A 23,582-nucleotide genomic window follows, 5' to 3' on the forward strand; every position below is an offset into this window, starting at 1 on the left:
TTATAGGTTGGAGATTATTTGTAACTTCTTGCTTTAACTTCGATATTGTCATAGATAAGATCTTCTTTGTGCAGAACTTCCTGTTTAATATCATCACCCTTATATTCCCAAGCTGCTACATATTTGAAGTTAATGTCATCTCTTTCTGCTTCACCTTCCGGAGTAGCATGATCTTCTCTAAAATGTCCTCCACAAGATTCGTTTCTGTGTAAAGCATCGATTGCCATTAGCTGTCCAAGCTCCAAGAAATCTGCTACTCTGAACGCTTTTTCAAGCTCTGTGTTCATCCCTTCAGCTTCTCCCATTACTTTTACGTTCTTCCAGAAATCTTTTTTCACTTCATCGATTTCTACTATCGCTTCTCTCAAACCTTCCGGAGTCCTTCCCATTCCAACCTTATTCCACATGATATGTCCTAATTGCTTGTGGAAATGATCTACTGAATGTGTTCCTTTATTATTAACAAAGAAATTTACCTTGTCTTTAATTTCTTTTTCAGCTGCGTCAAACTCAGCAGAAGTCGTAGGAATTTCTCCTGTTCTGATATCTGCAGAAAGATAATCTGCAATGGTGTAAGGAAGAACAAAATATCCGTCTGCCAAACCTTGCATTAATGCAGAAGCTCCCAATCTGTTAGCTCCGTGGTCTGAGAAGTTAGCCTCACCAATTACGAAACATCCAGGGATTGTAGATTGCAAGTTGTAATCAACCCAAACACCACCCATTGTGTAGTGAACGGCAGGATAAATCTTCATTGGAGTTTTATAAGGATCATCTGCGGTAATCTTTTCATACATTACGAATAAGTTACCATATTTCTCCTCAATCCAACTTTTACCTAAATCATAAATTTGTTGATCTGTAGGATTGTGAATATGCTTTTCAATAGCTGCTTCTTTACCTTTTTTAATGATTTCTGTGGAGAAATCTAAGTAAACACCTTCTTTGGTATCGTTATTTTCAATTCCGAAACCAGCATCACATCTTTCTTTACCTGCTCTTGATGCAACATCACGTGGTACCAAGTTTCCAAATGCCGGATATCTTCTTTCAAGATAGTAATCTCTATCTTCTTCTTTAATATTTTCAGGTCTTAATTTTCCTTCTCTGATGGCAACTGAATCTTCAATTTTCTTAGGAACCCAGATTCTTCCAGAGTTTCTTAATGATTCAGACATCAAAGTAAGCTTAGACTGCTGTGTTCCATGAACAGGAATACAAGTCGGGTGAATCTGTACATAACAAGGATTTGCAAAATATGCTCCTTTTTTATGAATTTTCCAAGCCGCAGAAACGTTTGAACCCATTGCATTGGTAGACAAGAAGTATACATTACCGTAACCTCCTGAAGCAATTACAACAGCGTGAGCTGAATGTCTTTCAATCTCACCAGTTACAAGGTTTCTAGCGATAATTCCTCTTGCTTTTCCATCTACGATTACCAATTCTAGCATTTCGTGACGGTTGTACATTTTCACTCTTCCTTTTCCGATTTGACGGCTTAATGAAGAATATGCACCTAATAATAACTGCTGACCAGTCTGCCCTTTTGCATAAAAAGTTCTTTTTACCTGAACCCCACCAAATGAACGGTTATCTAACTGACCGCCGTAATCTCTACCGAAAGGAACTCCCTGAGAAACACATTGGTCGATAATATTTGCAGAAACTTCAGCTAATCTGTAAACGTTTGCCTCTCTTGCTCTATAGTCACCACCTTTGATTGTGTCATAAAACAATCTGTATGTAGAGTCACCGTCTCCCTGATAATTTTTAGCTGCATTGATACCTCCCTGAGCTGCAATTGAGTGTGCTCTTCTTGGAGAATCCTGATAGCAGAATGCTTTTACATTATATCCTTGCTCAGCCAGAGTAGCTGCAGCAGAACCACCTGCCAAACCTGTACCTACAACAATAATATCAATTTTATCTCTGTTGTTTGGTGCAACAAGGTTCATATGATCTTTATGATTTTTCCATTTATCCTTTAAAGGACCCGCTGGAATTTTTGAATCTAACTTACTCATATTAGTATATTGATATTATTGAGTTATAAAATGATAAACTGCGATAAAAATAAATCCAAAAGGGATAAGGATTGAATACCAAGTTCCTATTGCTTTAATTACCGGAGTATATTTCGGATGTCTTGCACCAATTGACTGGAAAGAAGACTGGAATCCGTGTGCTAAGTGCAATCCCAATAACACAAATGAGATTACATATAAAGCCACTCTCCAGATATCAGCAAATTTCTCATGCAGTTCCGGCCAGAAACGTTCTGTATCAGGAGCAAGTCCTTCTACATACTTATAATTGATTTCATGAATCCAGAAATCATAAAAGTGAAGCGCTAAAAAAGCTAATATAACAGCTCCGGAAATAATCATATTTCTAGACATCCATGATGAATTCACAGAAGCGTTGTTAGAGTCATATTTAATCGGACGCGCTTTATTATTCTTTATTTCCAATACAAATCCCATAATAAAATGGAAAAGTACTGCGAAACCAAGAATAGGTTGCATTAAGAATTGAACAAAAGGATTATACCCCATAAAATCAGATGCCGTGTTGAATGCATCACGATTTATAACAGATAATAAATTTGTTGTTAAATGCAGTATAAGAAAAATCAGCAAAAACATAGCTGATAATGCCATAGCATATTTTCTACCTATTGTAGAACTCGTTAAACCTGCCATATTAAGTTTAAATTTGAATTTCTACAAAATTAGGAAATGTTAACAATATTGAAAAGTGAGAAATCTCACTATTAGCCAGTTTGTAATCTTTCTAAATAAGAGCGTAAAGTATAATAAATAAAAGAAAAAAATAAAAATGTAACAATTAATTTATATCATAAATTTTGCCATTATAGATAATCTTTTTCGTCAACTTGTCTAAATTTTTCAATTCAATTCTTTTTAATCTCCTTGAGGAACTGTAGGGATTAACAATATATCTGATAATCTTTTCTCTGTTTGAATTATCTGTTATCCAAAAAAATGCGGTACTTCCATTTTTTACTGAAAGCACCTTATCTTTTCCTATATGATGGACAAGCACTTCCTGTCTTTGGTTTTCTATAATATCAAATGAATATCTTGTAATAAAAAATACTAAAACTAAAATGATCAGTTTCATCCTATTTTCAAAATTAAATTTGAGAATTGCAAACCTTAACAAGTATACTAATAAGAATAATATAAAAACTTCAATTAAACTCATAGAAATATTTTCAATAAAAAAGATATCAAAGCTGGCAAACCAATGAACACATTTCAGTAACCCTTTCACCATCATATCATATCCTGTGTTGACACAATCAAAACTTATCGTAAAAGCAAACAATGAAGTCATACAAAAAGAAGACATGATGATGAGCTCAGAAAAGGGAACAATGATAAAATTGGCAAAGATTGAGCTCAATGAAAACTGATGGAAATAATATAAAACTAAAGGAATAGTAGCAAGCTGAGCAGCAACTGAAATAGATATTGTGTTGAAAATTAATTTTTTCATATAGTTATCCTGCTTTGGGAAACACTTTAGCAAGGGTTGATTTAACCAGAAAATCCCTAAAACAGCAGTAAAACTTAATTGAAACCCTATATTAAAGAGTTGTTGACTGTCTATACATAAAATTACAAATGCAGACAATGCCATTGAATGCAATACATCAGGTTTTCTTTGAAGCAAAACATAAATAAAATAAACAGTCAGCATTGTACATGAGCGGACTACAGAATTTCCAAACCCAATAAATGTCGCAAACAACCAGATAAACACTAAGCTTACAATAACTGTATACTTCCTCAATTTCAGTGGAAGAAGAAGTTTAAGAAGAAAGTAAAACAATCCAAAAATCACCATAATATGCGTACCGGAAATAGCAAGAAAATGCACTAACCCGGATCTGCTAAAATCCTGTATAACTGATGGATCAATTTCCGTTCTGTCTGCAAGGATAATCCCTTTCAAGAACTCCCTCGTCTCTGCTGAGATATTGACACTGTCAATGTTTTGTAAAACCTCCAGCCTTTGCTGTTGAATCAATTCTTTAAAACCCAGGTCAGTTCTTGCCACAGATAAGACATCTCCTGACAAATACATCTGATACCAAATATTTTTCCTTTTGAGATAATTAGAATAATCAAATTGAAAATCATACAAAGGAGGTTTTAATTTATTAATAAAAACCAATGCTTTGTAATAGTGATTAAAATCCAGCTGCTCTTCACTTTTAGAAATGTATAAAATTGAATTAACCTCATCATTACCAATTTTTGCAATTATTTCATATTTTTTATACTTCTCCGTTGAATTGAGTTTTCTTGACATCTTAAAAGTTATACGTTCTTTGGATGATTTTACATCAGGTCTGAAAGAAAAAGTATGTAATGAATGTAAGGTAATCCCTAAAAGAAAAAACATTAAAGCTAAAAGAATCGCTCTTAGCTTATGTAAAGACCAGGATTGAAAAAATAAGGATGTCATTATTCCAAAACATATAAATACTACAATAACAATTGAGGTTTTGCCAAGTAATATCTGGTCCTGGAAAAAGATTCCAAGAATAAAACATATAGCGAGAATAAGAAGTGGTTGTTTATTCAATTCAAAATTTGTGTTAATCAAAAATATGTATTGAGATAAAAACTTGCACATCAAAACTTTAGAATTTTTAAAACAACAATGAATTCGTTTTATAAAAGAAAAATCGCAGAAAAAAATTCCTGCGATTCATTATAAAGCATTTAAATATTTTAAACTGTGGAATCAAATGATCTCTCCTGCGGCTTCTTCGCCAGACATAATAGCGCCTTCCATAAAGCCCTGCCAATCGGCAAGGTGCTCTCCTGCAAAATGCGTATGCAAAAAAGGTTCTTTCAAAATCGGTTTGATTCTGAACCATTGCCCAGGTCCATAAAGTGCATAGGCTCCTTTTGAACGGTCATCATTGCCCCAATAATAGTTTTCCTGTTGCAAAAGATTAGGTTTTACATCTCCAAAAACCGGACGTAATGTCTCTTGTATACTTTTAAAATTCACCTCATGACTTTGGTTGGCAATTACCGCAGCTTTGTCTCCAATACTGTAAGAAATCAAAACTCCGGATGTTCCTGGTTGCTTTTGGGTAGCATGATAAAAATAATGAGGTAATTGATCTGTAACCATATCAAAATTTTCAGCTTTCCAGAATCGTTTATCAAACAACATAGCATGTTTATTGATCCGGCAATATTGAAGCTCGTTAAGTGCTTCTATTTTATTTTCTGGCAAACCAGGTTTCCAGTCGATTTTTTTTAAGGCAAAGGTGGGCAAAGTACAGATCACTTTATCCGCTTCAAAAACTTTTCCATTAGCACAGAATACCTTTACCTTATCTCCTTGCTCAATCCGGGTTACAGTATGATTTAATAAAATCCTCTTCCCTCCTAATCTTTCTGAAAGCTTATCTGCTAATCTCCTGTTACCACCAACAATCTTTTGATCCATTTGGTTGTTCGTATGGTTTTTTCGGCCTTCTTCTGTAATATTTTCAAAATATTCAGAAAGAGCTGAATTTGCAGAAACCTGTCTTATGCTCTCTCCGAAGTCTGTACTATCAAACAATTCCCGGAGATCTAAATCACGCCCTTTACAGCCGTTGTTAACTAAATATCGCCACCAATCCATTTTATCCAGTAGCTCTTTATCCTCATCACTAAAATTTCTATAATCTTCCAGTAACTGGTCAAATTTAGCATCCCATTCTTTACTAAAATGTGACTTTTTAGGAGGGCTGTAAATACCATTGTATAGAATATGTGTATCCATCTGATTGGTATCTAATTTCAGTTTCATTTCATCGCAAAGTGTAAGGATACGTTGATGTGAATTCCCAACCCATTCTGCACCAAGCTCTATGATAAGATCATTTTTCATTGTATGAGAAAAGACCCTTCCTCCAATGGAGTTTTGCCTTTCTAAAACGGTAACATCAAACTTTCTTGGATCAAATTTACAGGCTGCCGCCAATCCAGAAAATCCTGCACCAATTACAATAACTTTTTTATTACCTGATAAAATAAAATTAGCAAAAGATGAACTGGGAATCAGTACACCCCCAGCTGCAAGTAGACCTTGCCTCAGAAAAGACCTTCTTGTTGTCATAGTACATTTAGGTTATTAGTTTTTATTCAAAAAAAAGACGCATTCAAAAAGCAATTACCTCACCATGAATACGCACGAATAAAATTAATAAAAAATCACATATATAAAAAAATCGCAGAAATTTCTTTCCGCGATTGATGTTATTATTAAAATATTTTAAACTGTTAGAATTACTTCTGCAGCATGATCACTTGCTCCGCTTCCACCAAGCTTTTCCCTCAAAAGTTTATAGTCATTTAAAACCTTTGATCTTTTTTCGCCTTCCAGAATCTTTTTTAATTCCTCAACCAGATTCCCTGTATTCAGGTCATTTTGAATAAGCTCTTTTACCACTTCCCTATCCATGATTAAATTGACCAAAGAAATATACTTGATATTTTTAACCAATCTTTTAGCAATAGCGTAAGAAATCTTACTCCCCCGGTAGCAAACCACTTCAGGAATATTGAGCAAAGCAGTTTCAAGTGTAGCTGTTCCAGACGTTACAAGAGCTGCTTTCGAGCACCTTAATAAGTCGTAGGTCTTATTAGAAACAAAATGCACATTATCATCTACATAAATTTCGTAAAAATCCTTCGGAAGACTCGGAGCTCCAGCTATTACAAACTGATATTCTTTAAAATAAGGTCTTACGGAAAGCATCATTTCAAGCATTTTTTCAACCTCCTGCTTTCGGGATCCAGGCAGCAAAGCAATGATTTCTTTGTCATTTAATCCATTTTCCTTTTTGAAAGCATTACTATCAATATCTTGTAAACTGGATATAGCATCTAATAAAGGATGACCTACAAAATGAGAATGAACACCGTGTTTTTTATAAAAATCTTCCTCAAATGGCAAAATTACCATCATTTCATCTACATACTTTTTTATAATCTCTACCCTTCCCTCCTTCCAGGCCCACAGTTGAGGAGAAATATAATACACAACTTTAATTCCCAGTTCTTTAGCAAATTTTGCTATTCTCAGGTTGAACCCCGGATAATCAATCAAAATTAAAACATCCGGAAGATTATTCTTAATATCCTCCTTACAGAATTTGATATTATTCAAAATGGTCCGAAGATTCATTGCAACTTCCAGAAAACCCATGAAGGCTAAATCACGGTAATGCTTTACTATAGTACCTCCTTGCTGAGTCATCAAATCTCCCCCCCAGAATCTGAATTCTGCGTTTGGATCTTTTTGTTTCAAAGACTTCATTAAATTGCTTCCGTGTAGATCCCCTGATGCTTCTCCAGCTATGATATAATATTTCATTTCTATAATAAGGATAGAGAACAAATTAAGAAGTTGTTGAATCTTAATTTGTAAATTTGCTCAAAGATAATGATAAAAAATGTCAGAAGAATTTGAAATCAGAAATAAAGTAAACGAAAGCGGCCTCGTAAATTTTGATCTTGCTGCGCTTGTTCCAAAAGGAATAAGAAAGGGTATTGATCTGAAAGATTTCCTTTTTCAGGAAATGATTTTAAAAGAAAAAGACTTCCGTGAACAAGTGGCTGCAATTAATACTGAAGAATATACTGATACCTATATTTATATTTATAACTCTGCAGATGCAATAGTTCCTTTATGGGCTTACTTTGTCATTACTGCTAAGCTTACTGATGTTGCAAAAAAAATAGTTTTTGGTAATCGCGAAGATCTGGAAGTAATACTGATGCACAATGCGATCCAAACTTATGATTTTGATGAAATGAGGGGAAAAAGAGTTTTGGTTAAAGGATGCTCAGATAAAGAAATTCCTGAAAACGCTTACGTGGAACTCGTGGAACAATTGAAACCTATTGTAAAATCATTGATGTTTGGCGAGGCATGTTCTAATGTTCCTATCTTAAAAAACTAAACTCATTGTCAATCACTTATATAAAATAACAAACTTTAACAGTTATTTTAGATTAAAAAAATTGATAGGGAATATTTTTTGATAACTTTGGTTTACTTAACAATTTAAATAAACACAAACATGAATCTAATCGATTTGCTTACGGGAAGTACAAGTAACCAGGTTGCAGAGCAGGCTGAGAACAAATTTGGAATCAGTAAAAATCAAATTATTGCTCTATTAGCTGTAGCAGCACCTCTAATTATTTCTTATCTGAGAAATAAGTCTCAAGATTCAAAAGAAGCTGAAGCTTTAAATAATGCTTTGGATAAAGATCATAATGGAAGTATTTTAGATGATTCTTCACAAGTTGAAGCAAGACAAGCAGAAGGCGGGTCAATCCTGAACCATGTTTTTGGTAATGACAAACAAAATGTGGAAAATCAGCTGTCTCAAAATACCGGAATTTCAATCGATAAAATCGGTCCGATTCTAGCCATGCTAGCACCTGTTATTATGGGTTATATCGGAAAAGAAAAACAACAGAACAATGTGAGCGCTGGAGGTTTAGGAGATTTACTAGGTGGAATTCTTGGAAATGCATCCAACCAAGCTCAGGCTCAACAATCAAGCCCACTCAATGACATCTTAGGAAGTGTACTTGGTGGTGGACAATCTCAATCTTCGGGAAATCCTTTAAATGATATTTTAGGAAGTGTTCTTGGAGGGGGACAGCAAAATCAACAACAAGGAGGACTAGGAGGAATTCTGGGAAGTATTTTTGGAAAATAATTTAATTTGAAATACAGAAAAAGACCAAAGATTAATCTTTGGTCTTTTTTATTTTCTTACTTCTTCGATTTCTCTTCTGAAGCTGCAATTAGTTTAGAGGCTTTCCTAGGTCTTCTTTTTCCATAGCTCCCATTATTAATTTTACCTCTTCTCGATTTTTTGTCTCCTTTTCCCATAGTAATAATTATTTGTTGATATGTACTAAAGTAAGAAATCTTAACAAAAACAGAGGAACTTCAGATGTTAAAATTTTTATAAATCTAAACTTTAGCCATCTCCATTTTCCATTTTAAATAAAATAAAAGTTGCAATTGTATTAGGATTTCTCTACACGAATTGAAATACAAATAGCTAAAAGAAAAACAGGCTCTTACAGAATGAATAATTTTTCATGATTCAAAAAAAAACACAACAATTATTTATTGTATTACGATAATTATTTATATATTTACAACAAAATATTACATCATGAAATTATTAGGTAAAAAATCTATTTCGACAGCAATAAGCTATGTCCTTTTCTTCTTGTTTATTTTCTTTGCATTTCATTTTATATATGAACTATTTGGATATGGAATTTCTTACTACAATTTAAAAACAGGAAGTCATATTTTTTCGGAAACTTTTTATGCTGGGGACACAATCAGCTGGGGAGAAAGTATTCCTGGTAAAGATCATCTATTTTTCAGGTTTAAATATCCTTTTACTGATACCCAGATGCTAACAGGACTATTTAATTTTAAAATGTTCCTGAATAATTTACTCCAAATTACCTTTGTTACTCTATTCTTCTTTTCAACTTATAAAATTTTCAATGGTATGAGTAAGAACGTACTTTTTAATCCCGAGGTCATTAAATGGCTAAAAAGGTTTTCCTTACTGAACATCATTTACGTTCCTTTATTAATTTTGAATTGGGTTTATAATTTTACCCCACAGCTTAACCTCAGTATTCTCTTAACATCATTTACTTTCTTATTCCTTGGAACGATGGTATATTTTATCGTTGAATTTTTCAAAAAAGGACTGGAACTTCAACAACAAGCCGATTTAACCATTTAAAATATGCCAATTATCATTAACGTTGACGTCATGCTTGCAAAACGCAAAATGCAGTCACAAGAACTTGCTGAAAAAATCGGCATTACACAAGCTAATCTTTCTATTCTTAAGACGGGAAAGGCAAAAGCTTTAAAAATTACCACTCTGGAAGCAATCTGCAATGCATTGGATTGCCAGCCGGGAGACATTCTAGAGTTTGTAAAAGAATAATTCATTAAATACATTTCGTCATTTATAACAAATAGTAAATATTTTACACAATTTCTAAAACTGAAATTCAAATCTTAGTAAATTGTATCAAAAAAATAAATTAACTTTGTGTATTCTTAAAATAAAATTTTCATGAAAAAAATAATCTCTACTGCATTAATTTTCTCAATTTCTATTTTTGCTAATTCATTATTCGCACAGCAAATTACAAGTGAGCAAATGAAAGCATTCCAATCAGACAATATTGCTGCTTTCAAAACTGTTTTTGCAAAAACAGATTATAACAAGTGTTTTGCCACAAAAGAAAATTCTTACTCTCCCCTCTCATTGAGTATAAAATATGACAATAAAAATATTTTTAATTATTTACTTTCCAATAGCGCAGATGTAAATAAAGAATGTGATAATCAGACTCCATTAATGGTTGCCGCAAGATATGGAAAGGCAGATCCTGCCAGATCCTTACTGACTCTAGGGGCTAACAAAGACACAAAAAATAAAAAAGGAGAAACTGCAAAAGATTTTTCCATTAAATACAAGCAGACTGCTCTTACGGAAATTTTAAAATAAAATATTCTAAATAAAATCAAAAACTTCCTTTCGGAAGTTTTTTTTATTTATAAGACCTTCAAAAAACTTATCTTTGCACTTTAAAATTCAGACCATAATAAGGCTGATATCAAAAGTATAATATCTAACATCTAAAACAAATGTTTCGATCGCACACAAACGGAGAATTATCTCTAAAAAATCTTAATGAAGAAGTTACACTTTCCGGATGGGTACAAACTATCCGTGATAAAGGATTTATGATTTGGATAGATCTTCGAGATCGTTACGGAATTACTCAGCTTGTTTTTGATCAGGATCGTTCTTCTGCTCAATTGATGGAAGAAGCCAAGAAGCTGGGCCGTGAATTTGTGATTCAGGTTAAAGGAAAAGTAATTGAGAGAGTAAGTAAAAATCCCAATATTCCAACTGGAGAAATTGAAATTTTAGTTGAAACCTTGACAGTTCTTAATGATTCTCAACTTCCCCCTTTTACGATTGAAGATGAAACAGATGGTGGTGAGGAATTAAGAATGAAATACCGTTACCTGGATATCAGAAGAAATCCGGTAAAGGATAAATTGATCTTCCGTCATAAAATGGCGCAGAAAGTAAGAAATTATCTTTCAGAAGAAGGATTTATTGAGGTAGAAACACCTGTCTTGATTAAATCTACTCCTGAAGGAGCAAGAGACTTTGTGGTTCCAAGCAGAATGAATCCTGGGCAGTTTTATGCATTACCTCAATCTCCACAAACTTTCAAACAACTATTGATGGTAGGTGGAATGGACAAGTATTTCCAAATTGTGAAATGTTTCCGTGATGAGGATTTAAGAGCAGACAGACAACCGGAATTCACACAAATTGACTGTGAGATGGCTTTTGTAGAACAGGAAGATGTAATGAATGTATTCGAAGGAATGACTAAAACCCTGATCAAAGATATTACAGGTCAGGAGTTTGGAGCTTTCCCAAGAATGACTTTTGCAGAAGCAATGCAAAAATACGGAAATGACAAACCAGATATCCGTTTCGGAATGGAGTTCGTGGAATTAAACGAGCTTGTAAAAGGAAAGGATTTCAAAATATTTGATGATGCAGAATTAGTAGTTGGAATCAATGTTGAAGGTTGTGCAGACTACACAAGAAAGCAAATCGACGAATTGGTAGATTGGGTAAAGCGTCCACAAATTGGAGCTTCAGGAATGGTTTGGGCTAAATTCCAGAATGATGGAGTAAAAACATCTTCTGTTAACAAATTCTACAATGAAGAAGATTTATCTAAAATCATCGAGAAATTTGGAGCAAAAGAAGGAGATTTAATGCTTATCCTTTCAGGAAATGAGAACAAAGTGAGAGCTCAGCTTTCGGCATTAAGAATGGAGCTTGGAAATCGTTTAGGATTAAGAAAAGGAAATGTATTTGCTCCTCTTTGGGTGGTTGACTTCCCACTATTGGAATTTGACGAAGAAACTCAGAGATATCATGCGATGCACCATCCTTTCACATCTCCTAAACCGGAAGATATTCATTTGTTAGAAACCGATCCAGGTAAAGCAAGAGCCAATGCCTACGATATGGTTCTTAACGGAAACGAAATCGGTGGAGGATCTATCAGAATTTTTGACAAAGATCTTCAATCTAAAATGTTTGACTTATTAGGATTTTCAAAAGAAGAAGCAGAAGCTCAATTCGGGTTCCTGATGAATGCATTCAAATATGGTGCACCTCCTCATGGTGGTTTAGCTTTCGGATTTGACCGTTTGGTTGCAATCCTTGATGGAAATGAAGTGATCAGAGATTATATCGCATTCCCTAAAAATAATTCAGGACGTGACGTGATGATTGATGCTCCAGCGTCCATCGCAGATGCACAGCTTGACGAGTTGGAATTACAATTGAATTTAAAAGCATAAATTTAAAGCGAGGTTTTTCACCTCGCTTTTTTTATTTCTAAATATGAGAAAAGAAGAACTTGTCAATTTTATAGATAATCTCAGAAAAGATTTCATTGAAAATAGAGAACAATGGGAAAATAAAACTATTGAAGATTATTTGGAAGCAATGTCCCGCTATATTGAAGATATTGATGGATACTACAAAAATACAAATCAGAATATAAATTTAGAGAAAGTAAATTGGAAGGTCTTCTCAGATATTTTGAAAGGTAGTAGTATCTATGAATAAATACAGCTATTTAATCTCATATAAATCTAAAAACCACTACAAGATTCTTATTCATTCTATAAGTAATTATTCTGCACCAACCACGCAGTAATTCTTTTAAGCGTAAGTAAATTAGGATCTATAACAGATGACAGAGAACTTACTTTATCCTTCTGTGGGATAGAAACTACTTTTCGTACCTTATCACGAGCAGTAAATAGTTCAAAGTTTTGAGCATTGTTTCCTCCGGCAAAACTTACTTTAGCTACCATAACACCATCAGGAACAAAAAACTCATAAGAATCCTGCCCGCCCATATTTCCAGTAGAAGTAAAAAAGCCTATCATTTCTCCTCCCTGTTCAATGGATTTTGTTTCCTTCAATTCGATTGGCCAATTTTTATTCCTTGACACTAAAGTATAATTTACGGTCGTTCGTGGTGACACACCTTTTGAAGCTATTAATTCTGTCACTTTATCTGCGTTAAGATTGTTCCCATCAATGATTCCTCCTTTACCGATTAAGTTTACGAATCCCTTCTCCATACCTAATGTCGATAGTTTAAAAATTCCAACCTGATTAGTTGGCAAAAATGTAAAACGATAGTACATGCTTGCATTGTCATTTTTATCACCTTCAAATTCTGTACTTAATACTGCAATCACTAATTTTTGGCCATCCATCGAATAAAGATCAAAATTTTTAGTAAGCCCAAAATTTTGTTTCTGCACTTGAACTTTACCAATCTTATCGCCATCTACAGCAATAATATTATTCTTGTATTCAATTTTCTGTGCAGATAAAAAGATGTTTACCCCCAGTAAACATATAAAAGTAAATATAGTCTTCATTATTGGTTATTTATTTCGGCCCAAAATACAAATTATAAATTATCTATCGATCATTACCATCTCATTTAATCAATTAAATACCTATATTTTATTAATATTTTTCACCCGGCACAATCATTGTACGTTATTAAACAAACATAGTACAATGAAAGCAATTTGGAATGGTGCCATTGGCTTTGGACTAGTCAATATCCCTATTAAAATTTATTCCGCCACAGAAACCAGCAAATTGGATTTAGATATGCTTGATAAATCAGATTTTTCAAACATTAAATTCAAAAGGGTCAACGAAAAAACGGGAAAAGAAGTAAAATGGGAGAATATTGTAAAAGCCTATTTAATGGATGACAAATATGTCGTACTTGAAGATGAAGATTATGAAGCAGCAAGTCCTGAAAAAAGCAAAATCCTTTCTATTGAACATTTTGTAAAAGAAGTTGAGGTTGACAGTGTTTATTTTGAAACTCCCTATTTTCTGGAACCACAAAAAAATGGTGAAAATGCATACAGACTTTTACTAAAAGCCTTGCAGGAAACCAAAATGGTTGGAATTGGGACCTTTGTTCTCCGTGAAAGTGAAGCAATTGGAATGGTTCGCCCTTACAGTGATGAAATATTAGTATTAAACCGCTTAAGGTTCGATCAGGAGATCAGAGATTATAAAGATCTAAAAATCCCAGCTAAAAAGGCTCCGAAGCCAGCAGAATTGAAAATGGCAAAAAGCCTTATTGAACAACTTTCTGAAACATTTGACCCAAGCGTTTACAAGGATACTTACTCTGAAGCTTTAATGAAAAGAATCAAACAAAAAGCAAAGGGTAAGAATATAAAGCATCAAAAAGCTGAACCTGCAAAAGAAGGCAAGGTTATAGATCTCATGGCACAATTAAAAGCCAGTTTACAAAATTCAAAATCTAAAAATGCATCATAATGGCTTTAAAAGATTATAACGAAAAACGAAAATTTGACGAGACCAGCGAGCCTAAAGGGAAAACAAAAAAAAGTAAGGACAAACTTATTTTTGTTATTCAAAGGCATGCCGCATCACGTCTCCACTATGACTTTCGTTTAGAAATGGAAGGAGTCCTGAAAAGCTGGGCTGTTCCTAAAGGTCCTTCACTGGATCCAAAGGATAAACGGCTCGCTATGATGGTCGAAGATCACCCCTATGATTACAAAGATTTCGAAGGGAATATTCCCGAGGGAAATTATGGTGCCGGTCAGGTAGAAATCTGGGATAGCGGTACCTATGAACCATTAGAAGAAAACAGCAAACTGTCCGATGAAAAAGAGCTGTTAAAAGAATTGCATGCAGGATCATTGAAATTTATTCTCCATGGTAAAAAGCTGAAAGGTGAATTTGCTTTGGTTAAAATGAAAAATACTGAAGATAACTCCTGGTTATTAATAAAACATAATGATGATTTTGCAAAAACAAATTATGATGCTGAAGAAAACACGTCAGCAAAATCCTTGGTAACAAAATTTTTAGAGGAAAAAAAAAGCCTAAAAAGCAGCAAAAAGAAGTCATAACTACAGAAACCAGGTTTCAAAACTTCAATGCCTTAACTAATGAAAAGAAACTTGCATCTTTCATAAAACCTATGCTTGCAAAATCCTCTGAAAAGGCTTTCAATGATGCAGATTGGGCTTTTGAAATTAAATGGGACGGCTATAGAGCTGTTGCAGATTTAAGCAAAAAAGAGCCTTTATTTTATTCGAGAAACGGAATTTCTTTCCTGTCAAAATTTAAAAAAGTTTCAGCGGAATTTGATCGACAAAATCATAAAATGATTCTGGACGGTGAAATTGTCGCCTATGATGAAAATGGAAAACCTAATTTTCAGCTGTTACAACAGATCGGAGACAACCCCAATCTCACGCTGGTATATCAGGTTTTTGATTTGCTTTGGCTAAATGGACATTCTACTGAAGAACTGCCTTTATTACAAAGAAAAGAACTTTTAAAAGAAGCCTTAATCGAAACAGATGTCATTAAATATAGTGATCACGTCCTCGAAAAAGGAGTCGATTTTTTCAAACAGATGAAAAAAATGAAACTTGAAGGAATGATCGCAAAAAAAGCTGACAGCCTTTATATTGAAAATCACCGAACTGCTGATTGGCTTAAAATAAAATTCACCAATACTGAAGAAGTTATTATATGTGGATTCACAGAACCTAGAGGCTCGAGAGAGGCCTTTGGAGCTTTAATATTAGGGAAATATATAGATGGAAAATTAATTTATTCCGGGCATACGGGGACAGGATTTAATAAGGAATCACTCAACCAACTTCATCAACGGTTGAAAAAATTAATTATAAAGGATTCACCATTTGAAACCATCCCTAAAACAAATATGCCAGTAACATGGGTTAAACCAGAGCTGGTTTGTGAAATTAAATATTCTGAAATCACAAAAGATGGGATTTTCCGGCATCCTGTTTTTGTTGCTATCCGTGAAGATAAAGAACCTGAAGAAATCAATGATTCAACTATTATAAAATCTAGAGAAATGAAAGCTAAAATACCATCAAAGAAGGCTGAAAATTCAGAAAAAGAAATTACGTTAGATAAACATAAGGTAAAATTAACCAATCAGGATAAAATATACTTTCCTAAAGACGGCATCACAAAAGGTGACGTCATTGAATATTATCAATCAGTAGCTACATATATTTTACCTCATTTGAAAAATCGTCCATTATCTCTAAATCGTTTTCCCAACGGAATCGATGAGCAGGGTTTTTATCAAAAAGATGCAAATGACCATATTCCGGAATGGATAAAAACAACACAGGTCTATTCAGAATCCAACGATAAGTACATTGACTATATCTACTGTAATGATAAAGCGACTTTAGCTTACCTCAATAATCTTGGCTGCATTGATCTTAATCCCTGGAACAGCTCCCTTCCTGATTTAGAGCATCCGGATTATCTTGTTTTAGATCTGGACCCATCCAAAAAAAACAGTTTTGATGATGTAATAGAAGCAGCGTTACAAGTGAACGAAGTTTTAAGTTTAATTAAAATTAAAGGATATTGTAAAACTTCCGGAAGTACGGGAATTCATATTTACATTCCTACAGGTGGTAAATACGACTTCGACCAGGTAAAAGATTTCGCTCATATTATTATGAAGCAGGTGAATGAAAAACTTCCAAAATTAACAACCTTAGAAAGAAGCTTACAGAAAAGAGATGACAAGAAAATTTATCTGGATTATCTTCAAAACAGAACAGGGCAGACTTTAGCAAGTGCATACAGTCTAAGACCCAAGGAAGGAGCTTCTGTTTCTATGCCTTTAGATTGGGAAGAAGTAAAACCTGGATTAAAACCTACTGATTTTAATATTCATAACTCCTTGGACAGAATTAAAGAAAAAGGAGATCTGTTTAAACCTGTTTTAGGAAAAGGTATTGATATGATGAAGGCTTTAGAATTATTGCAGAATCTTTAGGCATTTTAACTACAGATATAATTAAAAAATTCCTGCATTGTAATGAATGCAGGAATCAATATTTTTAATAATAAGGTATAATTATTTATTATAAATGTGTACATCTCGCTGAGGAAAAGGAATTTCAATTCCTGCATTATCGAGAGCAGCTTTACAAGTTATAATCAATTCTTCATTCATGGCCCAATAATTTTCATTGGAAGTCGTAACTCTAATTGATAAATTAACAGCACTATCCCCTAGTTCAGTCACTACAACTTGTGGTGCAGGGTCTTTAAGCGCATATTGATTCTTTGTTATTACTTCCATCAAAATTTCTTTTGCCTGCTTCAAATCAGCATTATATGAAACTCCAATATCGAACCACGTTCTTCGGGTTCCCAATTGGGTATAATTGGTAATACTCTTATTTGAAATTTCCCCATTCGGTATAACAATCAATTGATTTTGCGGAGTAATCAGTCTGGTGTGGAAAACATCAATTGCATTCACCGTTCCGGAAACTCCAGAACTGGCTGAAATAAAATCTCCAATCTTAAATGGTTTCAGCAATAAAATAAGTATTCCTCCCGCAAAATTTGTTAATGAGCCTTGTAAAGCTAATCCAACCGCCAAACCAGCAGCACCAATCATAGCTACAAATGCAGAAGTCTGGACACCTAACTGTGTCACCACAACAATAAAGAGAAGAATATTGAGTCCCCAGTTAATAATATTTAGAAGGAACAATTGTAAAGAAGGCTCCATATTTCTTTTTTTAAAGCCCTTTTCAACTAATCTTTTAATCATTCTTATCAACCATGATCCGATTACATATATCAATAATGCTGAGATCACAGCCGTAATAATCTTTGGCGCCCATGCAATTGCTGAGGTTATAAAAGCATCCCAATGCTGTTGAATGTTGTTTAATTTTAAATCATCCATCTTTTGTATTTATTTAAATTTTATTTATTGCATTTAATCTCCCTAATAGATTTAAAAAATGAGGTTGTATGAAATTCTGTTCTTCTCCCAAAAAGAAATAAACCTTAAACCTTTTGGCTTAAAGTAAATTTTATGCATAAACAATAGATTGGACAACAGAACGGCTTATTGAAGCCTTAATCAATGATCATTTTTGAAATTGAATCTTTGGAAAAGAAATAATTCAAAGGTTAAAAATAATGAAAAAAACACGGATCTCCAACTTTCGTAAAGATCACTTTATCAAAAACATACCCTTTCAAACACAAGCTAAAAATTAAAATAAATCAATTTATCTAAATTCATGAAAATATATTCAGTAAGGTAAATATTTAATGAAAAATATTACGGTAATTTCGCCACCAGGTTTTCAGGTAAAATTCTCAAAATATAATAAATTATCTTCCATTTGAAATTAGGAACTATAGTAAATGAATTTCCGGCATTAACAATAAATTTAGCCACATAATCGGGCTCCATCATTAAAGATTCATTCAATTGTAAACCCTCATTCATTTTGGTTCGAATATATCCAATGACAAGTGCATTAACAATGATCTTTCTCGATGACAATTCCTGTCTTAGTCCTGCCAAATATTGAGTAAATGCAGATTTTGTACTCCCATAGATAAAATTACTCTTTCTCCCTCTTACTCCGGATAATGAAGAGAGTCCAATAATTCTTTCAAGCTTCTTATTACTCTTATCCATTGCAATAATATTGAGGATTGAAACACCTCCCATATAATTTACTTGCATCATTTGCTTTGCCCCATTAAAATCAGATAAAGCTTTTTGGTTGTCTACCAGAAAGCCCGCAGCATATATTGCAATATTGGGTTTGACAGAAAGGCTATCATAAAAATTTTGATGGGAATCAAAATCAGTTGCATCAAAATATAAAACCGTCACCTTCGAATGGTCTAAGTGGTTTTCCATGACAAAATTATCCAGCTCTTTTGTATTTCTGGAAGCTGCAATAACAGCATATCCTTTTTGTACATATTGTTTGATAGATTGCTTTGCAACATCAGAATTAGCCCCTAAAATGAGAACAATTTTGTTGATATTTTGATTCATTGCACAAAGATAGTTTAAACAATAAAAATGCGTGGTTATTGACTTTGCAAAGATGTAAAGAACTGTGATCATCTCTATTTAAATGAAAACAGTACTTAAAGAATCGGCGCGGTGAACTTTGTTTACCGCGCCGATTGTATATTATAAAACCAGGAAAATTATTTTTTCTCAGTTTCAATTTCTTTTTTCTCAACAGTTTTTTCAGCTGCTTTTGTTGCTTTTTCACCAAAACGATTATCAGTGAATTCTCTTGATACTGCAGCTTTTTCAAATTTCAATTTTCCTGATAATGTTTCGATAACAAAACCATCATCCTGAATCTGAGCAATTCTTCCATGAAGTCCAGAAGTAAGTACTACTCTGCTTCCCACTTTCAAATTTTCCTGAAAAGTTTTTTCCTGCTTTTGTTTTCTCATTTGTGGTCTTATCATTAAGAAATAAAAACCTACAAACATCACACCCATCATGATTAGCATCATAGAAGATCCTCCACCTTGAGGTTGTGCCTGTAAAAATATATTTAACATATTCATTTTAATTATGGTTGAATATTCGCAGTGAATGTTAATTTAATTGGAGACTTTTCTACGTTCGCATATACATCAGCATATTTCTGAACGTTTCCATCAAAGCTTGAAGAATCAAAATGTAATGTAATTTTTCCTTTCTTACCAGGTAAAATTGGCTCTTTAGTAAAATCAGGAGCTGTACATCCACATCCTGGCTTAACCTCAGAAATTACTAATGGATTTTTTCCAGTATTTGTAACTTCATATACATGCTCTACTTTATCTCCTTTTTTGATCTTTCCAAAATCGAAGTTACTTTCTGACAAAGCAAGTGTAGTTGATGGTTGGTTAGACGCAGCCGGAGTTGCAGTTTCTCCTGCTACCGGAGCTGGAGTTACTTCAGAATTAGCTGGAGTTGCAGTTGCAGTAGAATCTGTAGCTACAGCATCACTACCCTGAACTTCTTTGTTTTCTTTCTTACAAGAAACTAAACCAAAGCCTATAATAGACAAAGCGATAATTGATAACGTCTTTTTCATGTTAAATTCTATTTTGATCTTTACAATATTTATCTAAAATACCATTAATGAAGATATTAGATCGATCTGTAGCAAATACTTTTGCGATTTCGATATACTCATTAATAATTACTCTTGAAGGAGTAAAAGGAAAATTATCAAGTTCTGAAATAGCAGTAGATAAAATAACCTTATCCATTAAAGAAACTCTTTCTAAATCCCAGTTTTCTAATCTTTCACTTAACTTCTTCTCATTGTTCTCCCAATTGTTTAGGGTATCTCTAAGGAGTTTCCCTGCAAAAGCTTTGTCATCTTCATCTTTGATCATCTTGATCAATGTTCTGCTCTCTTCATCTTCTTTTAGAAAACCAATCGTTTTCTGCACCATTGAATTGGAAATATGAATATCATCTGACCAGGTTAATTCCTTGTCACCAAGATAGTCATGAAAATCTTCATTTTCAGCAATATATCTTAAAAATAATTTACCAATGAATTTCTGATCTTCTTCGAAAGAATACTCCTCCACTTTCATGAAGTCTTGATATCGCTTTCCTGCTGTAATTCTTTGGAAAGTTTTCACCAAGAGATCATCATGCAAATCCCATTTTAATTCTTTATGCTGGCCAGTAAAGAAAAGCCTTTCGGGATTTTCTTCTAACTTGATCAACACCTGATTATTGATAAATTTCTGATTGGGGTTAATATCAGAATCAGTCTTCAAATATTTTTTCTTCCCAATTTCCATCTGATTTTCAGCAAGGTCTTTAAGACCCACCAAAAAATTCAGCTGATAAATATAGAGATGATAGATTTTCTCTATACCTGAAAACATGTTTTTCTCTAAAACATCAAATTTAATCGGGTTTTGGTAGTATGAATATACATTTTCCACCACTTTTTCACGGATTTGTCTTCTTCCTAACATTCAAAGAGCTTTTTATGGGTGCAAAGATACAAAATTTAAAATTTATGAAATTCGTAGTGTGAAGGTAATTTTGTAATTTTGTGAAACTATATGAAAGCTTTAAAAACCCTGAACCCCTACTTCTGGAAACACAAGATTCTGCTGTTTTGGGGGCTATTATTTATAATTGCCAGTAATTTTTTCAATACTTACAAGGTTCAGTTTGTAGGAAAATCTGTAGATGAGCTTACTAAAGGTGGGCAAATGGGATTTAACAGGCAAGTATTAATTTATGTTGCCATTATTGTGGGCTGTTCATTATTGACCGGATTTTTCACATTTATGATGAGACAAACCATCATTGTAGCATCCAGAAGAATCGAATATGAACTCAAAAATAAAATTTACAGACATTATCAGGAGTTGTCTTTAACCGATTACAAGCAGACAACCATCGGAGATTTAATGAATCGATTGAGTGAGGATATTGTAGCAGTAAGGATGTATTTGGGTCCTGGTGTAATGTATGTGGTCAATCTCGTTATTTTACTCCTTATCACGAGTATCTATATGATAAAAACGGATGTATCAATGACCCTATGGACATTACTACCACTTCCTATTTTATCATATCTGATTTTTAAAGTAAGTTCTATCATTAACAAAAAGTCGAAAATTATGCAAAAGAGCCAGTCTGGTATCTCGACTTTTGTACAGGACAGTTTTTCCGGAATAAGAGTGGTAAAATTCTTTGCAAGAGAAAACTACATTAAGAAAAATTACGGAGTAAAAGTCACGGACTATCAGGATAAGGCTTTGGACCTGGCAAAGACTGAGGCATATTTCTTTACCATTATCTTATTTGTTATTGGATTATTAAATGTAGCTATCATCGTAATTGGTGGTCAAAAATATATTGCCGGACAATTGAGTATTGGTAAAATTGCAGATTTCTTTATGTATATCAACACCCTTATATTTCCATTTTCAATGGTGGGCTGGGTAACTTCAGTTAACCAGAGAGCCGAAGCTTCTATGCAAAGGATCAATGAATTCTTAGATAAAAAGTCTGAAATCATCAATACAAATTTCGATGACTACACTATCAAAGGAGATATTGAATTCAGAAAAGTTTCTTATGTATATCCCAATACAGGAATTAAAGCTTTGGAGAACTTAAGTTTTACGATTAATGCTGGACAGTCATTAGCAATTATGGGAAAAACCGGTAGTGGAAAATCAACTATTGCTTTACTTCTTTGCCGATTGATCGATCCGACGGAGGGAGAGATTTTAATTGATGGAAAAAATCTTAAAGATCACAACCTGGAAGTATATAGAAATTTTATTGGCTATATTCCGCAGGAAAGCTATCTGTTTTCAGATTCTATTGAAAATAACATTGGGTTTGCCATAGACAATCCATCTCATGAAAAAGTAGTTGAATATTCTAAAATCGCTGATGTCCATAAAAACATTATCGGATTTAAAGACCAATATAAAACCACCGTTGGGGAGCGTGGAGTGATGCTTTCGGGAGGTCAAAAACAAAGAATTTGTATCGCAAGGGCCTTAATTAAGGATCCAAATATCATTATTTTTGATGATTCTCTATCTGCTTTGGACACCGAAACAGAGCAAAATATCCTTGAAAATATTGACACAAAAATCAATAATGCGACATCCATAATCATCACACACAGAGAGTCTAGCGCACAAAAAGCCGATAAAATCCTTAATCTTACCGAAATTACCAATTCTGTAACTGCTTAGTCGATTCATTCAAAATTGTTAAATAAATCATAAAAAAAATTTTGTGATTAAAAGAAATCTTTTATATTTGTTCTTAACAAGATTAAAAAATATCTAACAATGAGTGAATACAAGGAACGCCATGAAAATGAAATTTTCACGAAGGTGTTAAAAGCAGGAAGAAGAACATATTTCTTTGATGTGCGCGAGACGAAAGCAGGGGATTATTATCTTACGATCACCGAAAGTAAAAAGAACTTCGGAGAAAATGGAGAGGCTACATTTGAGAAACACAAAATTTACCTTTATAAAGAAGATTTTAAAAGTTTCCAGGAAATGTTCAATGAGTCAACAGATTTCATCATTAATGAGAAGGGTGAGGATGTAATTTCAGAAAAACATGACAAAGACTTCAAAAGCAAATCTTATACTATAGATTCTGACGACGAAGTATAAAAAAAGAATATCTAAAAACACAAGCATCTGGAAAAAGGTGCTTTTTTTATGCCCAATTACGTTGAAAGGCAAAAAAAAACAAAACTGCTGAATTGAGGAATCGCAGATTATCTCCTTTTCAGTCGATGAATATTATATCGATGCAGTTAATGATAATGGAGGTAGTTTTTTTTGAACGTTGTCATTTCGACGCAGGAGAAAGCTCTCAATCTTTTTAATAACTTATTCTCTCTTAATGTCTATTTATGTGTATTGGTTTTAAGCTATTGCACTTACTATGTTGAGATTCTTCGCTTCGCTCTGAATAACAAAG

General features: G+C 33.5%; 24 protein-coding genes. 12 read left to right on the forward strand and 12 right to left on the reverse strand.

Going from position 1 to position 23,582, the window contains the following annotated elements; translation table 11 throughout:
* Window positions 1-14 precede the first annotated feature (14 nt).
* The 5 genes from JHL15_RS20425 to lpxB form a co-directional block, all read right to left on the reverse strand.
* Complete coding sequence (locus tag JHL15_RS20425; RefSeq protein ID WP_200248863.1) at window positions 15-2,027, reverse strand: fumarate reductase/succinate dehydrogenase flavoprotein subunit; 2,013 nt, start codon at window positions 2,025-2,027, stop codon at window positions 15-17.
* Window positions 2,028-2,042: 15 nt separating this feature from the next.
* Entirely contained in the window at window positions 2,043-2,705 is a 663-nt protein-coding gene (locus tag JHL15_RS20430) for a succinate dehydrogenase cytochrome b subunit (RefSeq protein ID WP_200248864.1), read from the reverse strand.
* Between the two features lie 145 nt (window positions 2,706-2,850).
* Window positions 2,851-4,671: a ComEC/Rec2 family competence protein gene (locus tag JHL15_RS20435; protein WP_394369209.1), complete on the reverse strand. Its 1,821-nt coding sequence runs from the start codon at window positions 4,669-4,671 to the stop codon at window positions 2,851-2,853.
* A 111-nt stretch (window positions 4,672-4,782) separates the two neighbouring features.
* Entirely contained in the window at window positions 4,783-6,159 is a 1,377-nt protein-coding gene (locus tag JHL15_RS20440) for a flavin monoamine oxidase family protein (RefSeq protein ID WP_200248870.1), read from the reverse strand.
* Between the two features lie 156 nt (window positions 6,160-6,315).
* Window positions 6,316-7,419, reverse strand: coding sequence for a lipid-A-disaccharide synthase (gene lpxB, locus JHL15_RS20445; protein ID WP_200248872.1), 1,104 nt, complete (start codon window positions 7,417-7,419; stop codon window positions 6,316-6,318).
* 79 nt (window positions 7,420-7,498) lie between these two features.
* On the opposite strand from lpxB, the gene JHL15_RS20450 reads away from it, so the two are divergent.
* Together JHL15_RS20450 and JHL15_RS20455 are read left to right on the forward strand one after the other, a co-directional pair.
* Window positions 7,499-8,008: a DUF2480 family protein gene (locus tag JHL15_RS20450; RefSeq protein WP_200248874.1), complete on the forward strand. Its 510-nt coding sequence runs from the start codon at window positions 7,499-7,501 to the stop codon at window positions 8,006-8,008.
* Between the two features lie 120 nt (window positions 8,009-8,128).
* Entirely contained in the window at window positions 8,129-8,779 is a 651-nt protein-coding gene (locus JHL15_RS20455; protein ID WP_200248877.1) for a DUF937 domain-containing protein, read from the forward strand.
* Window positions 8,780-8,835: 56 nt separating this feature from the next.
* Here JHL15_RS20455 and JHL15_RS20460 read toward each other — a convergent pair whose 3' ends face one another.
* On the reverse strand, window positions 8,836-8,955 hold the full coding sequence (locus tag JHL15_RS20460) for a 30S ribosomal protein THX (RefSeq protein ID WP_200248879.1): 120 nt from the start codon (window positions 8,953-8,955) through the stop codon (window positions 8,836-8,838).
* Between the two features lie 292 nt (window positions 8,956-9,247).
* On the opposite strand from JHL15_RS20460, the gene JHL15_RS20465 reads away from it, so the two are divergent.
* The 5 genes from JHL15_RS20465 (at window position 9,248) to JHL15_RS20485 (ending at window position 12,787) form a co-directional block, all read left to right on the forward strand.
* On the forward strand, window positions 9,248-9,841 hold the full coding sequence (locus JHL15_RS20465) for a DUF2975 domain-containing protein (protein WP_200248881.1): 594 nt from the start codon (window positions 9,248-9,250) through the stop codon (window positions 9,839-9,841).
* A gap of 3 nt (window positions 9,842-9,844) precedes the next feature.
* Complete coding sequence (locus JHL15_RS20470; protein ID WP_200248883.1) at window positions 9,845-10,051, forward strand: helix-turn-helix domain-containing protein; 207 nt, start codon at window positions 9,845-9,847, stop codon at window positions 10,049-10,051.
* A 132-nt stretch (window positions 10,052-10,183) separates the two neighbouring features.
* Window positions 10,184-10,621 (forward strand): ankyrin repeat domain-containing protein, encoded by a 438-nt coding sequence (locus JHL15_RS20475; RefSeq protein ID WP_200248885.1) that lies wholly within the window; start codon window positions 10,184-10,186, stop codon window positions 10,619-10,621.
* Between the two features lie 140 nt (window positions 10,622-10,761).
* Entirely contained in the window at window positions 10,762-12,516 is a 1,755-nt protein-coding gene (gene aspS / locus JHL15_RS20480) for an aspartate--tRNA ligase (protein ID WP_200248889.1), read from the forward strand.
* A 43-nt stretch (window positions 12,517-12,559) separates the two neighbouring features.
* Entirely contained in the window at window positions 12,560-12,787 is a 228-nt protein-coding gene (locus JHL15_RS20485) for a DUF7660 family protein (protein WP_200248892.1), read from the forward strand.
* 56 nt (window positions 12,788-12,843) lie between these two features.
* Here JHL15_RS20485 and JHL15_RS20490 read toward each other — a convergent pair whose 3' ends face one another.
* Window positions 12,844-13,617: a hypothetical protein gene (locus tag JHL15_RS20490; protein WP_200248895.1), complete on the reverse strand. Its 774-nt coding sequence runs from the start codon at window positions 13,615-13,617 to the stop codon at window positions 12,844-12,846.
* Between the two features lie 145 nt (window positions 13,618-13,762).
* Between JHL15_RS20490 and ku the strand changes: the two genes are divergently transcribed.
* The 3 genes from ku (at window position 13,763) to ligD (ending at window position 17,081) form a co-directional block, all read left to right on the forward strand.
* Complete coding sequence (gene ku / locus JHL15_RS20495) at window positions 13,763-14,548, forward strand: non-homologous end joining protein Ku (protein ID WP_200248897.1); 786 nt, start codon at window positions 13,763-13,765, stop codon at window positions 14,546-14,548.
* Window positions 14,548-15,150 carry a DNA polymerase ligase N-terminal domain-containing protein gene (locus JHL15_RS20500; protein ID WP_200248899.1) on the forward strand — a complete coding sequence of 201 codons (603 nt, stop codon included), beginning with the start codon at window positions 14,548-14,550 and terminating at the stop codon, window positions 15,148-15,150. The genes ku and JHL15_RS20500 overlap by 1 nt, the downstream gene beginning before the upstream one ends.
* Before the next feature lie 71 nt (window positions 15,151-15,221).
* The gene (gene ligD / locus JHL15_RS20505) at window positions 15,222-17,081 is read left to right on the forward strand and encodes a DNA ligase D (protein WP_200248900.1); all 1,860 of its coding nucleotides are present in this window, start codon (window positions 15,222-15,224) and stop codon (window positions 17,079-17,081) included.
* A gap of 81 nt (window positions 17,082-17,162) precedes the next feature.
* Here the strand turns inward: ligD and JHL15_RS20510 are convergent, their stop codons facing one another.
* From JHL15_RS20510 to JHL15_RS20530, 5 genes are all read right to left on the reverse strand, one after another.
* Entirely contained in the window at window positions 17,163-18,008 is an 846-nt protein-coding gene (locus tag JHL15_RS20510; protein WP_200248902.1) for a mechanosensitive ion channel family protein, read from the reverse strand.
* A 384-nt stretch (window positions 18,009-18,392) separates the two neighbouring features.
* Entirely contained in the window at window positions 18,393-19,127 is a 735-nt protein-coding gene (locus tag JHL15_RS20515; protein ID WP_200248903.1) for an SDR family NAD(P)-dependent oxidoreductase, read from the reverse strand.
* 158 nt (window positions 19,128-19,285) lie between these two features.
* Window positions 19,286-19,654: a preprotein translocase subunit YajC gene (yajC, locus tag JHL15_RS20520; RefSeq protein ID WP_200248905.1), complete on the reverse strand. Its 369-nt coding sequence runs from the start codon at window positions 19,652-19,654 to the stop codon at window positions 19,286-19,288.
* Window positions 19,655-19,665: 11 nt separating this feature from the next.
* Window positions 19,666-20,175 carry a DUF1573 domain-containing protein gene (locus JHL15_RS20525; RefSeq protein WP_200248907.1) on the reverse strand — a complete coding sequence of 170 codons (510 nt, stop codon included), beginning with the start codon at window positions 20,173-20,175 and terminating at the stop codon, window positions 19,666-19,668.
* A 1-nt stretch (window position 20,176) separates the two neighbouring features.
* A complete protein-coding gene (locus tag JHL15_RS20530) occupies window positions 20,177-21,082 on the reverse strand; it encodes a transcription antitermination protein NusB (protein ID WP_200248908.1) in 906 nt (301 codons plus the stop codon).
* 90 nt (window positions 21,083-21,172) lie between these two features.
* Here JHL15_RS20530 and JHL15_RS20535 point away from each other — a divergent pair, with 90 nt between their 5' ends.
* Together JHL15_RS20535 and JHL15_RS20540 are read left to right on the forward strand one after the other, a co-directional pair.
* Window positions 21,173-22,834, forward strand: a complete 1,662-nt coding sequence (locus JHL15_RS20535; protein ID WP_200248910.1) for an ABC transporter ATP-binding protein — start codon at window positions 21,173-21,175, stop codon at window positions 22,832-22,834.
* A gap of 99 nt (window positions 22,835-22,933) precedes the next feature.
* Complete coding sequence (locus JHL15_RS20540; RefSeq protein WP_034679055.1) at window positions 22,934-23,269, forward strand: DUF3276 family protein; 336 nt, start codon at window positions 22,934-22,936, stop codon at window positions 23,267-23,269.
* The last annotated feature ends 313 nt before the right edge of the window (window positions 23,270-23,582 follow it).

This window comes from Chryseobacterium paridis, assembly GCF_016595215.1.
Taxonomy (GTDB): Bacteria; Bacteroidota; Bacteroidia; order Flavobacteriales; family Weeksellaceae; genus Chryseobacterium; species Chryseobacterium paridis.

What these genes read in the sequence shown, in the direction of transcription:
- JHL15_RS20470 (WP_200248883.1), top strand. Translation starts at nt 9,845, where the DNA reads ATGCCAATTATCATTAACGTTGACGTCATGCTTGCAAAACGCAAAATG.
- JHL15_RS20540 (WP_034679055.1), top strand. Translation starts at nt 22,934, where the DNA reads ATGAGTGAATACAAGGAACGCCATGAAAATGAAATTTTCACGAAGGTG.
- JHL15_RS20465 (WP_200248881.1), top strand. Translation starts at nt 9,248, where the DNA reads ATGAAATTATTAGGTAAAAAATCTATTTCGACAGCAATAAGCTATGTC.
- ligD (WP_200248900.1), top strand. Translation starts at nt 15,222, where the DNA reads ATGCTTGCAAAATCCTCTGAAAAGGCTTTCAATGATGCAGATTGGGCT.
- aspS (WP_200248889.1), top strand. Translation starts at nt 10,762, where the DNA reads ATGTTTCGATCGCACACAAACGGAGAATTATCTCTAAAAAATCTTAAT.
- yajC (WP_200248905.1), bottom strand. Translation starts at nt 19,654, where the DNA reads ATGTTAAATATATTTTTACAGGCACAACCTCAAGGTGGAGGATCTTCT.
- JHL15_RS20430 (WP_200248864.1), bottom strand. Translation starts at nt 2,705, where the DNA reads ATGGCAGGTTTAACGAGTTCTACAATAGGTAGAAAATATGCTATGGCA.
- ku (WP_200248897.1), top strand. Translation starts at nt 13,763, where the DNA reads ATGAAAGCAATTTGGAATGGTGCCATTGGCTTTGGACTAGTCAATATC.
- JHL15_RS20475 (WP_200248885.1), top strand. Translation starts at nt 10,184, where the DNA reads ATGAAAAAAATAATCTCTACTGCATTAATTTTCTCAATTTCTATTTTT.
- JHL15_RS20460 (WP_200248879.1), bottom strand. Translation starts at nt 8,955, where the DNA reads ATGGGAAAAGGAGACAAAAAATCGAGAAGAGGTAAAATTAATAATGGG.
- JHL15_RS20440 (WP_200248870.1), bottom strand. Translation starts at nt 6,159, where the DNA reads ATGACAACAAGAAGGTCTTTTCTGAGGCAAGGTCTACTTGCAGCTGGG.
- JHL15_RS20515 (WP_200248903.1), bottom strand. Translation starts at nt 19,127, where the DNA reads ATGAATCAAAATATCAACAAAATTGTTCTCATTTTAGGGGCTAATTCT.
- JHL15_RS20455 (WP_200248877.1), top strand. Translation starts at nt 8,129, where the DNA reads ATGAATCTAATCGATTTGCTTACGGGAAGTACAAGTAACCAGGTTGCA.
- JHL15_RS20485 (WP_200248892.1), top strand. Translation starts at nt 12,560, where the DNA reads ATGAGAAAAGAAGAACTTGTCAATTTTATAGATAATCTCAGAAAAGAT.
- JHL15_RS20535 (WP_200248910.1), top strand. Translation starts at nt 21,173, where the DNA reads ATGAAAGCTTTAAAAACCCTGAACCCCTACTTCTGGAAACACAAGATT.
- JHL15_RS20510 (WP_200248902.1), bottom strand. Translation starts at nt 18,008, where the DNA reads ATGGATGATTTAAAATTAAACAACATTCAACAGCATTGGGATGCTTTT.
- JHL15_RS20525 (WP_200248907.1), bottom strand. Translation starts at nt 20,175, where the DNA reads ATGAAAAAGACGTTATCAATTATCGCTTTGTCTATTATAGGCTTTGGT.
- JHL15_RS20530 (WP_200248908.1), bottom strand. Translation starts at nt 21,082, where the DNA reads ATGTTAGGAAGAAGACAAATCCGTGAAAAAGTGGTGGAAAATGTATAT.
- JHL15_RS20500 (WP_200248899.1), top strand. Translation starts at nt 14,548, where the DNA reads ATGGCTTTAAAAGATTATAACGAAAAACGAAAATTTGACGAGACCAGC.
- JHL15_RS20425 (WP_200248863.1), bottom strand. Translation starts at nt 2,027, where the DNA reads ATGAGTAAGTTAGATTCAAAAATTCCAGCGGGTCCTTTAAAGGATAAA.
- JHL15_RS20435 (WP_394369209.1), bottom strand. Translation starts at nt 4,671, where the DNA reads ATGTGCAAGTTTTTATCTCAATACATATTTTTGATTAACACAAATTTT.
- JHL15_RS20450 (WP_200248874.1), top strand. Translation starts at nt 7,499, where the DNA reads ATGTCAGAAGAATTTGAAATCAGAAATAAAGTAAACGAAAGCGGCCTC.
- JHL15_RS20490 (WP_200248895.1), bottom strand. Translation starts at nt 13,617, where the DNA reads ATGAAGACTATATTTACTTTTATATGTTTACTGGGGGTAAACATCTTT.
- lpxB (WP_200248872.1), bottom strand. Translation starts at nt 7,419, where the DNA reads ATGAAATATTATATCATAGCTGGAGAAGCATCAGGGGATCTACACGGA.